This window comes from Maridesulfovibrio ferrireducens, from assembly GCF_016342405.1.
GTDB classification, from domain to species: Bacteria; Desulfobacterota; Desulfovibrionia; order Desulfovibrionales; family Desulfovibrionaceae; genus Maridesulfovibrio; species Maridesulfovibrio ferrireducens_A.
Window position 1 is genome coordinate 1 of record NZ_JAEINN010000034.1, and the last position, 13,830, is coordinate 13,830.

A 13,830-nucleotide genomic window follows, 5' to 3' on the forward strand; every position below is an offset into this window, starting at 1 on the left:
TATTCATCCTCCTTGAATGGGAGGAAGTATGTCATATGAGAAAATTAATGGAAGATGCAGCCGTCTGGACGGTTACTATGAAGCTCCCTTTGACGATGGGAATATGCTGGGACATCAAGTCCTTCAAATTCTTATCGACAAGGGTATGAAGGGTGGCGAACGACTGCCTGAAAATTGGCTTGAAGTAGTTCTGTCTATTGCGCAAGATCCGCGAGTTCCTACAGGCAATTCATCATTCAGAAAATGGTGGTCTGTGATGGGCCCGCAGAGAACAGACTGGATACGTAATCAGCTGTCCAGTCTTGATCTCAAGGTATTCCTAGACGTTCTAGAGGATTATGCAGAGAGTTCGGGAAAGGATGACATAAAACGCATGTTCCCAGCTCGTAAGAAATTTCTTGAAGGGTTATTTGACCTGAAAATGGTTGTAAATTCGAGACTCTTTCTTGGAGGCGAAGCTGTCTCATTCCTCAAACGCAGCTATAATGACAAATCTCTTCCGCATTACGCCAAGCAGAGTGATTCTGATAAGGCTATTATCTATCTTAACCTTGGAAATCTTCATATGATTGAAGGAACCCATAGCTTTCCACTCATAATGATGGACGACTTGCCACCGAGCTCCAACGTCATGTCCTACGAACATGACTGGTTTTCAAAAGATGACCTTAATCGAAGATTATTAGTAGCACATGATGAATTGCGAGTTAAAAAAACAAGCATGCTTCCAAATGATTATATAAGGCATTACCCAAATCTTACATGGCAGCATAAAGCTCTCATGGCCATGAAAAAGTATGGAGTTCATGTAAACCCTGGCAATGTTCTGACGAGATTAGACCATAATGACTTTATTAAAAATTCTAAATACTCACTCTAATTATGCTTAATAAAATAAAATCACTACTGGCTGCAGCAAAAGATGATTCTGGCTTTGAAATTGAAGCCCACCCTTATGGTATTAGTTTTAAAACTGATCAGATGCAGGTATGCCGAAATGGGAAAGCTTCACAAATATTGCAATTGCAGTTTGTAACCTTGAGAATAATGACTGAACAAAGTTTAGCTGCTGAGCTAGAAAATGGTTTCGATTTAGTCAGTGAAGATGTTGTAAGGTTAAGTCACTCAGATCGTCTGCTACTAGGTCTTCCGGAAGCTTGGCCTGGCGAATTCAGAATTGAGTTCAACGGACTCTCCACGCAAGCTGATTTTTTCCTGAATGCAGGACTGGTATTGCCATCAGGAGATGTTGTTCGCCATTTTTATCGTAATGGGCCAATGTTTAGCATCTCAGAGCAAGAAACATATCTTCCAGATCAGGCACAGTGGCTGCTATTAAATACAATTGAACAACATAGCTTACTTTCACCTGACGATAAGAATGAACAGGTAAACCTACTAGCGGTTAAAGCTCTACAAAAAGCTGAAAGTATGGGGGCCGCTGTTAATCTTTCTCACTTTGAAGATTTGGTTGTTAATACACCGGATGGAATTACCTTTTCTGCAAACCAGCTTGATGACGGTTCACTTGAATTACTTCCTTCTTTTCGCGATGTTAAAGAAGACAAACTTGTTATGAATGGAGCCATATCAGAGGTAAAAACTAATAGTCATGAAATATGTTCACCTGAAGATATAGAAAAAAGGCTATCTCAGTTGGAAAATGGCAAGGGGATTATGCGGGTTAACAATACTTTGGTTGTGCTCAATGGAGAACAGATTGACGCTGTAGAAGAAATTTTATCGAATCGAACTATCCCCGCTAATCAGGTCCGTCAGTTCCTTGAGTCTCCAGGAGCTTTTCTTGATGCAAGCAAAATTGATTTTGATCTCGGTTTTTCTCTCCGCGTAAAGGGGGTTGTTGAATTTGAACCCGCATATTTCGGGGAAACTGATTCTAGTGAAACAGATTGGACCGGATGTTCTGGACTTTCACGTCCGCCAGCAATTTTGCTTCATGGACTAGTCGATATAGTAAAAACTGAAGCCGAAGTCGATGAAGCTGAAAAGCTCATAAAAGCAGCCAGAGCTGACGGCAAAAGAAGTATTACAGTTAATATAAATGGTACAGATCAGGAAATTATTCTGGGAGATGACCAAGACGACGAGAAATATATCGATGAAGCCAAACAAAAATTACGTCAGACACCTGATTTTGATACTCCCTCAGGAGATCTGCCTGATAATATTGACGAAAACCTATCTCGTTCAACCGTTGATATCATTCGTGAAGACGAAGAGCATGAGCTTGATAATAAGTTGAGTGCCGGAAGAGATTATTACTATGCGCCCCCACTTCGTCTTACCAACTGTAAGCGCACTCCATTTGATTATCAGGAAAAAGGCATTCGTTGGCTATTGGGACTTGCTACTAATAACGGGAAAATGAATTGGGAAACAGATTTTGTGGGAGGATTGCTAGCTGATGATATGGGGCTTGGTAAGACGTTTATGTCATTAGCTGCAGCTATCGAATATGCAGACATTCAGCGAGAACACGGACAGGCTCCCAAGCCCTGCCTGGTCGTAGCCCCGCTTAGCTTGCTTCAAAACTGGAAAGATGAACTTACTGCTACCTACGATCCGCAGCCTTTCGATGATGTAATTCTCCTACAATCCCAAGAGGATCTTCCCCGATTTCGAGCTCGTAAGGGAAATGAGGTCAAGCAACGAGATGAGGACATTGCTTCAGGGCTTGATGCATTGAGGTATGCACTCAAAGTGGGGCCCTCCTGGGGGCCAGACCGCCTTGATCAGCCTAACCGTTTGGTTTTGGCTACCTACCAAGTACTTAGGGAATATCAGTTTTCTTTATGTCGTGTGGATTGGGGATTCGTTATTTTTGATGAAGCGCAAAATATTAAAAACCCCAATACACTGCAAACTCGCGCAGCAAAGGGTCTAAAGGCCGACATGATGGTTCCAGCTACCGGAACGCCAGTTGAGAATAGTCTGGCTGACTTTTGGTGTCTTTTTGATACAGCTTGTCCTGGAATTTTAAAGAACTATCAAGATTTCAGGAAAAAATACGTTACCCCCATACGTAGCGCCCCCCCTGAAAAGGCTGATGAGGTCCGGGTAAAAGTAGGTAAAGATTTACGAGATATGGTTGGAAAGCTCATGCTTCGCCGCACTAAAGAAGACGAACTAGAAGGAATTCCAGAAAAACATGTACACTATCCTGAGGTGGAAATGTTTGGCCAGCAGCGCAAGTTGTATGAGGCCGTACTAGGCTCTGCAAATATTCGTGATACTGATGAGCCTCGCGGTCCATCTGTGCTAAAAGCACTTCATTCTCTTAGAGATGTGTCATTACATCCGGCTCTGCTTAACAGCGGTCAACCTATGCCTCCTTGTGATCATGAATCTGTCAAAACTCATTTTGAAGAATCTGGGAAATTAAAAATTGTACTCAATATTCTTGCTGAAATCAAAAGTAAGAACGAAAAAGTCATTATATTTGTACTACGCCATCGGTTACAGGCATATATCTCCATGGCTTTGGGGGCAATTTATGGATTAAACGTAAATGTAATTAACGGCACAACCAAAACGTCATCAAAAAAAGCAGACAACAAAACTCGCATGGGCATCATCCGTGAATTCGAAGCCAAAGAAGGATTCAACATCCTAATCATGTCCCCTATTGCAGCAGGGGTGGGATTAACCGTTGTGGGGGCTAACAATGTCATTCATCTTGAACGGCATTGGAATCCAGCAAAAGAAGCTCAGGCCACTGACAGAGTTTATCGTATAGGCCAACAAAAGGATGTTCATGTCCACATACCTATTCTTACCCATCCCGAGATAGACAGTTTTGACGTGCACCTTAACCGATTGCTCAATAGAAAGCTGGACATAAAAGATGCTGTTATTACCCCTGTTGAAGCTGCTCCTGAGGATTTGGGGGACGTATTAGTGGACACGCGTACTCCTTCTTCAGCTCAAAGAATACAAGGGGCTGATATTTTTAAAGACATGTCTTGGGAGTCTTTTGAATCGTTATCTGCCCTAGTCCTTGCTGCAAAATACGGAGGTGAACCGACCTTGACAGCTCATCCAAACGATTGGGGGGCTGATTCAATTATTATATCCAGCAAACAAGTGATTCTAATTCAAAGTAAATATAGCTCTGAAGCAACATTCAGATCAGAAAAAGCTGTTCGCGAGGTATACGGTGCAGTGCCTAAATATGAAAAACTTTTAGGTAGGAAAATTGATAAGTTGATTGTCACCACAAGCTCCTCTAAAATTGACAAGAAGGTTAAAGACTCTGGAAAAGAGTGTGGAGTTGAAATACTGAGTGGTAAGGATATTATTAAATTTCTTGACCAAAATACGATCACTTATGAACGTGTTTATGGTTTATTGAATTCGAAGAGGTTTCCGGGGTAGGATCATTCGCAGCTAAACCATTTCTTATTACACTCAAAATACTTAAAACTATTTAACAGCACATACCTTTTGGGAACGCACTCAGCTAAACAATCAAGTACAGATCTCCACTATAGGGAGAGGCCTAACTATAATCATTATCACAATACAGCGTGAAGCATTTCCACAAACGAATACATCCAAATATTCGCTCCACGGCCCATCTAAACAGCTGATCCGAAATAAGGCGACGGTATTGTAGGGTATACCCTGAAAACATGGGTAAAGACGTATTCAGCCTTTTCGACAACTTCGTTCTCGTCGTATGAATCGACAGGAAGCCCAGTCTGGTCATCCCAAAGAAAGTCTTTAATAGCTGTCCTGACGGCATCACGAGTAGCTTCTTTCTCTCGCCAGTTGTCTATTTTAAGCTTTTCAGACTTCAACTTCTCCAGCAAGTCAACAGACACAGCTTTGATTTGTTTTAGATCGGTACGACTAAGGGCATCTTTCTTCAGGAGATCAAATATAGCCAAGGATTCCTCTGTGAGCCCTTCACGAACCGCCCGAGCTTCTTCCTCGCTAAGGGTTTCTACAAAGTTAATCAGGGCCTCGAAGGTTTTTTCGATGGATACGCGATCTTTTTCCCGGTTATACTCAGCGACAATACCCTCGTAATGCTGCTGAAAATCAGTACGTAAGGGATTTTGCATAAGGAGACGGCTTACCCTCTGCTCTATGGCATCCTTTAGGCTCTGAACAGTAGTGCGCTTTCTCGGGCTTGCCTCAAACTCTTTTCTGAGCTTATCAAAATCTATTTTGCTGATGTCGTAAGGTTCACTCTCATGTCCGGCCTGTGTGGAATCGGTTTCAATAGCCCCGTCCACAACTTCATGGAGTTGACGAATGATATCGGAAATGTCAGCGCGGTCTCTATCTTTTTGCAGGCTTTTATACACCACATTAATTGCATCGTAGTCGGCCCGGTGGTGATTTACCCCTTGAACATTGATACAGGCTTTAAACTTCTTGAAGACCTCCCGACACATAACTTCAAACCTTTTGCGAGTTTGGTCGTTCTCATTAGCTGACTCTTTAGCAGCAAGAATAGCGGCATTCCGCTCGAATCCAGTCTTGTTGATAATGTCATCTAATGATGCATTACTCTTCAGCAAAAACGCACGTACGAAAGCAATCGCTTCGGACAGTTCCACAAGAAGCTCTTCTTCCGGCTTAGCTGGATCTTGTCCTCCACCTTGCCCCCCATCGGGACCTATTGGCCCAGCAAAGGTAGCCAACGCTTTGCGAAGGTTTTTCAGGATACCGCAATAGTCCACTATAAGACCGTTGTTCTTCCCTTCGCTTATCCTGTTTGCCCTGGCTATAGCCTGCATCAAGGTATGAGCCTTGAGGGGCTTATCTAAGTACAGAGTTGAAAGGCTGGGAACGTCAAAACCCGTTAGCCACATAGCGCATACGATAGCAATACGGAATGGATGCTCTTCTTCTTTGAAGGCATCCTCCAGCCCCATCCTCTGCAAGTTCCTAAATTTTGGTTTGTCCCGCATGTGCTCAGGTAAATCGATACCTTCCTTGATTAGTCGGCGATGAGGTTTGATGTCCAGTTTCCATTTCTTAAACTTGTCCACCTCCCCCTGCTCTTCACTAACCACCACTGCAGCGACAGTTTCTTTCATCCATTGAATCTGCCTATGTCGATACATTTCGTCTTGCTCATCTGCAGCAGACCTCAATTCAACTTCAAGCTCTGCGATACGTTTATTCCAGTGCTTGAAGATCAATCCGTGCATACGAACACAGGTAACTTTATCGATACAGACCAGCATCACCTTTCCAGTTTCCCATGCCCGTGAATAATGGACAACAAAATCCCGTGCAATCTGGTCGAGCCGTTTTTCAGCTGTAATGATATGGTAGTCGCGCTTCAGCTCTTTTTCTAGCCGCAGCTCAACGTCAATATCATCAGTCTCGAATTCTTCAAGCTTCTCGGCAATTCGTTCGTTAAGATCTCCGACAGCCAATCCAAGCTTTTCACCTCGAGCATCATAATAGAGTGGAACTGTAGCCTTATCTTCCACGGCTCGCTGAAAATCGTATGTCGAGATATAACCTCCGAACACGCGACGGGTAATCTCATCACTGGAAAAGAGAGGCGTTCCCGTGAATCCCATATAGCTCGCATTTGGAAGAGCGTTGCGGAGGTTCAATGCCAACGTTCCATACTGTGTCCGGTGTGCCTCATCTGTTATGACGATGACATCATCTCTAGTGGTGTATCCCTCATCAGGGTCCACTTCTTGGTTGAACTTCTGAATCAAAGAAAATACATACGACTTGTGCTGTGCAAGCAAATTGCAAAGGTGGTGTCCACTTGATGCACGGCATGGATCTTTGTCATTGTTCACCACGCCGCAACCAGCAAAAGTATTGTAAAGCTGAGTATCGAGATCATCTCTATCTGTAAGAATAACGAACGTGAAATTACCACCCAGCTTGCGATGAACTTTCCGAGTGAAAAATACGATGGAATAGCTCTTTCCTGCTCCCTGCGTATGCCAAAACACGCCAAGTTTACCCAAGCGGTCCTTTCTGCCCCGCACAGCCTCAATTGCCCGATTAACTCCAAGCAGTTGGTGATTTCGTGCCAGAATCTTTTTAGGTTCACCTGCGGAGTCATCGAAGAGAATGAAATTTTCAACCAGATCAATGAAGTTGTGCTTATCGCATACACCTTTGAGCAAGGTTTCCATATCAACAACGCCAGACTCATCTTCCTCTAAACGCTTCCAGTCGTTGAAGTGCTCAAACTTACTTGAAAGAGAACCGAGCTTAGCGTCCACGCCATTAGCCAGAACCACTATGGCGTTATGATGAAACAAGTGCGGAACGGTATCCTTGTAATCCATGAAATTTTGTTCGTAGGCAGCTCGAATGTTCTTACTTACATTCTTCAGCTCCATGAAGAGTAAAGGAATCCCATTCACAAACCCTACGATATCCGCTCGACGACGGTACAAATCTCCTTTTACCCAAAGTTCACGCACACAGAGAAAATGGTTATTCGTAGGTTCGGCAAAATCGAGGATACGCAAGCGCTCCCGCACCCGATCCCCATCAGCATTATGAAATGTAACTTGTACCCCGTCCCGTATAAGTTGGTATTTATCCCGATTAGCCGCCAACATGGTCTGACTGGCTACGACAGTGACAACCTCACGCACTGCATCGTCATAAGCTGAATCAGGCAAGCCCGGGTTAAGTTTTACCAGCCCCTCGCGTAAGTATCGCTTAAGCACTACATCTTCGTCAGAATCTCGCCCCAAGGTTCCTTCAGGGCCGTATGTCTCAGCATGATAAGCATACACGGAATCCCAACCGAGTTGGTTCTCCAGGTATTCAGCTGTTGTCTGTTGAACTAGGGTGTCTTCATTGTAGAAACTTGGCGTCACCTTAGGACTCCTCCTCGGCGAGATTCTCTCATGGTTGTGTCTCCACAGTGTCAACTATACCTATGCTTTTCAGCAATGAGGAATATTGCTCGCCATCTTCTTTGAGTCTTTCAATAATTTGTTTTGCAGCCGTTTGCATCTCAGGAACTTCTACCGGCATTAAACCTCGCTCAAAAATCCCGCACAGGTGTGAATATTCATTGTTTATTCTGTCGGTTAAAACGGCGGGAATTTTCGCTTCTCCAAAAAATGAACAGAGCGTTTTGGGGTTCATTCCCTGATCAGGATATTTGTAATAGAGGTAAATCTCGAAGAATTTTCTAGAGTTGTTTCCAAAATTACAAAATATGACGTAGTTTGTATCGTCAACCGTTTCAATTTGAGCACATTTGTATATCTGATGGAAAAGATAGTTAAATTCAGTAGCATAATCCGTTAGGTACTTCGGCATAACCCCAATCGTGGAGGTCTTGTCCTGTCGGGCAACCACAAAAGAGTTCTTCGGGTAGCTAATATAATTTCCATCTTGTCCCAAAACTTTATGTCCCAATTGATTCAAATACTTCAAAAAATTAAGGTTGTGCGTTGATATAAATAATTGCTGAAACTTTCCTGCGGAAACGATCTCTGCGTTCAGCAAGCTGTATACAAAAAAGATGTGATTCCCATCGAGAGATGAGATAGGATCGTCAATCCAAATGATCGGTTTTGAATCTCGGGTGTCGATATCATCGAGTTTTGCAAGGAAATAGCAGAATGCTAGCAGACTGCATTCGCCTTCGCTTAAATGGTAAGCTTTTTTGCCGTCCCTAATGACTTCAAAGCAAATTTGCTTTGATTCATCTTCAGCGAGAACATCCTTTTTAGACTCCAGCGTGATAAATCGATGGCCAAAGAAATTGTTTAGGTATTCATTAACTTTCTTTGCGCCTTTTTCTTCGTCGTTCAGTTCACGTTTCTTTAAGGCAATCAGTTTCTCTTTCGTTAGAACAATATTATTGACTTGCTCATTATTTTTCGCAGCTTTAACACACTTTTTCTTGAGTTCTTCAATTGAAGACAACTGTTCTTGATACCCGATTGTGATTAGGTAGTCTGAAACTTCTTTTAATCGTAGAGTTTCTTTAGCGCTCGCCTGTTCAGAACTCAAAGAGGTAGTAAATATATCGGATTCGGTGCGGATCGATTCATACGTACTCCACGCGGTCAGCAAATCGGCAGAGGCATCATCCGGCTTTTCAAATGAGTTCTGGTTCAGAATGTCTTCTTTTCTTGCCTTTAGCTGAGTGACTAGTTTTCCCAGGGAAATTTCGTACTTGCCAACGGCCTCTTTTAGCGTTCTAGTCAATTCATCAAACTGGTTGTGGAATTTGGAGTAGAAACGGAATTTATCGAGGGATAAGGCAGCGCTTGCTGTGTTCTTCTCTTCTTCAATCTTATCGATTAGCGCATCAATATTCTTTTCAAGAAGCGCCGACTCTTCATCAAAATGCTTATCCAGCTCCTTCCAGCGATCCTCCGAGATAGGATTGTCACAAAACGCGCATTTGTCCCGCTTGCCCTTATGGTGGGTTCGGCCGTCATTCACCCAGCGATTCAAGACAGCATCCTTCACCAGTTCTTCAATCTTGTCCGACTCACTGATTTTCTTGGCTACAAGGCTCTCGGTTTCAGTAGTCAGTTTTTCAAAATTAAGCTCTGGAGGTTGAAATGGAGAGATTGTTCGGAGCTTATTTTCAGAAATCAACTTCTCGAGCTTCGCAAGTTGCTCGTCGGTTGGTGTACGATAGTTAGAGCTTAAGACTATTTTAATGTCAGCATGGAGCTTTTGAATGTTATAGTTTTGATCACCGAAACGTTCAGGTTTGTACTTGATGCCAATCTTTTTGTCAGTAGCCTTGCTTTTTAACTGAACATTAAGGCTATCAAATGCCGCCTCATGTACATCAAACGCTTCGCCTTCTTCAGCTTTAGCTGCATCTTTCTGGGCATACAGACATGTCTCCTTCCCTTCTTCCTTTGAACCAAGCTCTGCTTCGATTGCTGATATTTCCTTTTCGATTTTATTGTTGTCGTCACCAAGGATGGCAAATGGCTCGATGTTGTCGTCCGGGTTGGTAATGAAGCGTAGATTGTCACGGACGAAATCATCGTTGAAAACCCTAACTATTTTTCCATGCCCCACTAAAGAAGTTTCTGTTGCCAAACCTCCATCACTAAAGGCCACACTAAAAGCGGGGAGCTCAAATTTGTCTGATAAGGCTCCTGTCTCCATTGCACGTATGATTCGCGAAAGAGTCGTTTTGCCGGAATAATTTCTGCCGTAGATGATATTAATATCTTGGAAATTCTGTACGCTACCGCCATTACCACGGACTTCCGTGCGCCAGTCAAAGCTGTTGAAAATTCCAAAGTTACCAATGGATTTAAAACTCTTGATCATACGGCAATTTCTCCATTCATTAGTCGGGGGAGGAGGATGTCTCGGGCTTGGCACAATGAATAGCTTTGATCTGAAAGCCTCTTTATCTGGTTAAAGATTGTCCCTACATTGTCATCGAAAAAGGACAGGATATGTCTCGGTGGCACATAGACCATGTATTCACTGAAGCATGATTCCTGAACCCGTTGCCTTCCAGAGGAACCAATCATACTTTTGATTGCATTTTCTCTAAAATCGTATGTCCGTGAGAGGCAATATGTATAATACGAGCTAACATCTCTACCGCGCAACACAATAAATTCTGTTGACCCGCAAGCTAGTTCCCCCTCTTCAAGCATATCAACATAGCCAGTCTTCCCATTTTCAAGGCACGGAGTAATGCGAGCGAATAGCACATCTCCATTACGAAATTTTACCGATGTGGATTTCTCTCGCACCTCAATTCCTGAGCGATCAATTGTCATTCCGACTTCAGACAGACATGACATGGGAATGGATCTAATACTCTCTCCCTTTTCTGCCTTCTCCTTGGGTTTAATGGATATGACTTCCGGAACGGCAACCCTGCGCCATCCCTCCGGCACACCATCCACAACCTTAACATGCTCGTGCCCCGGAAAGCGAAGCCGCACGAACCATTCCCTGTAGAGTAGCCGTGCCGATTCTTCGAGTAACTGGATGCGGCGGCGGTTGTTTTCGATGAGGTCGTCGTAGGCGGATAGGATGTCAGCTATCCCTATTTGTTCTTGTAGTGGAGGTAGTTCAACTTCAAAACCCTTTATTTTATACAGCCCTAACTTGCCTTGAGCTGCACCTGAAGCTATATAGTTAAAAGTGGACTTCTGCCCCACAAGAAGAAACTTGAGAAAGTTTGGATCGCATACATCCTTATTGATGGTTATCTTAGCTGCATTTTCTGTAAGATTTGCACCATCAAATTCGGGTGTTATGTACCCAATATCCCCAATATTCGCTCCAACGATAGTTATTACGACATCTTCAGTGTTTACAATGTAGTTTTTTATTATAGAGTATGTATCATCTGCAAGGTAACGAGGCTCACTGAAATGAATCTTCCCACCATATATGTCTCTGGCTCTTATATATGGATAATTTGTAGGATACTCTTGGAGGTTATGTCCTTTAGGAAGACGCTTTCCCCCCTTGATTGTAGCAATTTGTTCAAGAGAGTATTTATTGAGAATCATATCCCCAACCCCTCAAAATTCTTCTTAATAGTCGCTGCAAGCTTAACAGCCTCATCATTCAAGTCATTCAACTCCACATGAATATCCCGCATGGTTTCTTCAAAGTCGAAATCCGCGTCCACCTCTTCCGGTGCCACACCAACATAACGTCCCGGAGTCAAGCTCCAGTCGTTGGCTTCAATCTCGGATCGGTCTACTAATTTGACCAACCCTTCAACATCGCGGAGCTTCGCTTCTGGAAAGCGCTCGGTCATCCAGCAAGCTTGACGGTGGAAATAGCGAACCAGCTTAAGTTCATCCACTGCGACCTTGCGTGCCTCATCTGCTGCTTTGCGAGTACGGATAATATCCCGATTAACCCAGCTATCACAATCTCGAGCGGCACATTCGGCTTCGCAGGTTTCGATAAGTTTACAAGCCAATTTGTAGAGCAGGTCGATCTGCTTGATCAAATCACGACTGGCATCTGCAAGAGGAGCAAGCCTTTCAACGGTTGCGTTCAATTTAGCGTTGCTGACATCTTGCCCCTGCCACGCTTCAACCTGTTCGATAATGGACCCCTTAAAACCATCCACGTCTTTATGGAAAGCAGCCAAAGCTGTTTCATATTCTTTTAGAGGAGCCGCATGTTCCGCGTCATTGGCAAGAGTTTTGACAAAAGGAGTCATTGCGGACTGCAATGTATCCAAAGCCGCCACAAAAGAAGGTAAAGGCTCTATAACTTCGCCATTATCCCCGTGGCCAGTAAAACAACCTTCCCCTTCACTAAGCACTCGTTGGCAATACCCGGCAACTAGATCAAGATAGTTCTCTTCCTGCCCACGGTATAGCCAAACAATAGCTAAAAGATTCTGCTGCTGTTCAGGGCTGAAATCGTAAATCTTACGCGTAACCTTGCGATAGACATTTCTTGCATCAATCATAAGCACTTTGTCTTTGTGCTCCTCCGGCTTGTTACGATTCAGAAACCATAACTCACAAGGTACGGTACGGGTGTAGAAAAAATTAGAACGAATAGCGACCATGGCATCTACATCACCGGTCTCAACAAGCTTCTGGCGCACCTTGGCTTCGCCTCCGCCCGCACTGGATGCCTGAGAGGACATAACAAATCCAGCACGTCCGGTTTCACTCAAATAGCTGTAAAAATAGCTGATCCAAATGTAGTTACCATTAGAGACTTTGCCCTTCTTATTTACACCCGGCAAACCGAACGGAAGACGAGGGTCAGTCTTGACCTTTTCTGCATCGATCTCATCTACATTAAAAGGAGGGTTAGCCATTACGTACTCAGCTTTGCCGAGCAGTTCATGTGGATCTTCGTAATAGGTAATGGCCTTCTGAATATCGCCTTCTAAACCGTGTACAGCCAGATTCATCTTAGCAAGTCTGATTGTAGTGGCGTTCTTTTCAAGCCCTCGAAAAGTCAGCTTTTCATTAGGATTCTGATGAAGCTGCTCAACAAATCTAGCACCCTGCACAAACATACCACCGGAACCACAAGCAGGGTCAATCACCGTGCCATGATTTGGTTCAAGAATGTTAGCTATCAAAGACACAAGGGATATAGGAGTGAAAAATTCACCACCATCATGGGCTTTCTGGTCTGCAAACTGGGTCAGGAAATATTCGTAAATACGACCAAAGACATCGCCCTTTACCCGCTTCAGCTCATCAGGATTTAATGTTCGAAGCAGTTGCCCCAACACTTCGTTGTCCAGTTCCTGATATTCATTTTTGGGCAAAACACCGCGCAAACTGTCATAGTCAGATTCAATAGACTCCATAGCTTCAATGATAGACTTAGCACGATCATCACTATCCGTGAGAGCAACTAGGCTATCGAATTGAGCTTTGGACTGGAGGTAAATGGAGCTTTTCTGTGAAAAATCTTCCTTGGTCAGCGGACGAGTTTTGCCTCCGCGAGAAGGAAGATTGGCGACAATATCATCCTTAACGGCCAGAAAGCGGCTATAGGCATGCCGAAGAAAAACGAGACCCATGACGGGTAGGAAATATTCGTTACTGGCATAATTGGAATTGGCCCGCATGGTATCAGCAGCGGTCCACAATCTCTTTTCGATAGCTTCTATATGTTCAAGTTGCGCCATAGCTATTTAATCTCTCCACGAAGTTGATTCAACAATTTGTCTACCCTTCCTTATCTAACAAAGAAGCCCTCTATCTGCCGCATTCCTATAGGTCAGGGCATAAGCAATTTCTTCCGAGAGATACGAAACACCATACTTAACCATAAATCGTAAGCGTCACATAGGCTCCATCTACTCATAATTTTTGAAATCCTGCATACTCACTCTTCAGCCTAAAAGGAGTG

6 protein-coding genes are annotated in these 13,830 nt (G+C 43.6%); 2 read left to right on the forward strand and 4 right to left on the reverse strand.

Going from position 1 to position 13,830, the window contains the following annotated elements:
- The first annotated feature begins 28 nt into the window (after positions 1–28).
- Both JEY82_RS18810 and JEY82_RS18815 read left to right on the forward strand, forming a co-directional pair.
- Positions 29–880, forward strand: coding sequence for an EH signature domain-containing protein (locus JEY82_RS18810; RefSeq protein ID WP_304088634.1), 852 nt, complete (start codon positions 29–31; stop codon positions 878–880).
- 2 nt (positions 881–882) lie between these two features.
- The gene (locus JEY82_RS18815) at positions 883–4,395 is read left to right on the forward strand and encodes an SNF2-related protein (protein ID WP_304088636.1); all 3,513 of its coding nucleotides are present in this window, start codon (positions 883–885) and stop codon (positions 4,393–4,395) included.
- 203 nt (positions 4,396–4,598) lie between these two features.
- On the opposite strand, the gene JEY82_RS18820 is transcribed toward JEY82_RS18815, so the two are convergent.
- The 4 genes from JEY82_RS18820 to JEY82_RS18835 are packed head-to-tail and all read right to left on the reverse strand — an operon-like array spanning position 4,599 to position 13,606.
- Complete coding sequence (locus JEY82_RS18820; RefSeq protein ID WP_304088639.1) at positions 4,599–7,844, reverse strand: type I restriction endonuclease subunit R; 3,246 nt, start codon at positions 7,842–7,844, stop codon at positions 4,599–4,601.
- A 28-nt stretch (positions 7,845–7,872) separates the two neighbouring features.
- Complete coding sequence (locus JEY82_RS18825; protein WP_304088642.1) at positions 7,873–10,287, reverse strand: AAA family ATPase; 2,415 nt, start codon at positions 10,285–10,287, stop codon at positions 7,873–7,875.
- A complete protein-coding gene (locus JEY82_RS18830) occupies positions 10,284–11,495 on the reverse strand; it encodes a restriction endonuclease subunit S (protein WP_304088645.1) in 1,212 nt (403 codons plus the stop codon). The genes JEY82_RS18825 and JEY82_RS18830 overlap by 4 nt, the downstream gene beginning before the upstream one ends.
- Positions 11,492–13,606 carry an N-6 DNA methylase gene (locus JEY82_RS18835; protein WP_304088647.1) on the reverse strand — a complete coding sequence of 705 codons (2,115 nt, stop codon included), beginning with the start codon at positions 13,604–13,606 and terminating at the stop codon, positions 11,492–11,494. The genes JEY82_RS18830 and JEY82_RS18835 overlap by 4 nt, the downstream gene beginning before the upstream one ends.
- Positions 13,607–13,830: the final 224 nt, after the last annotated feature.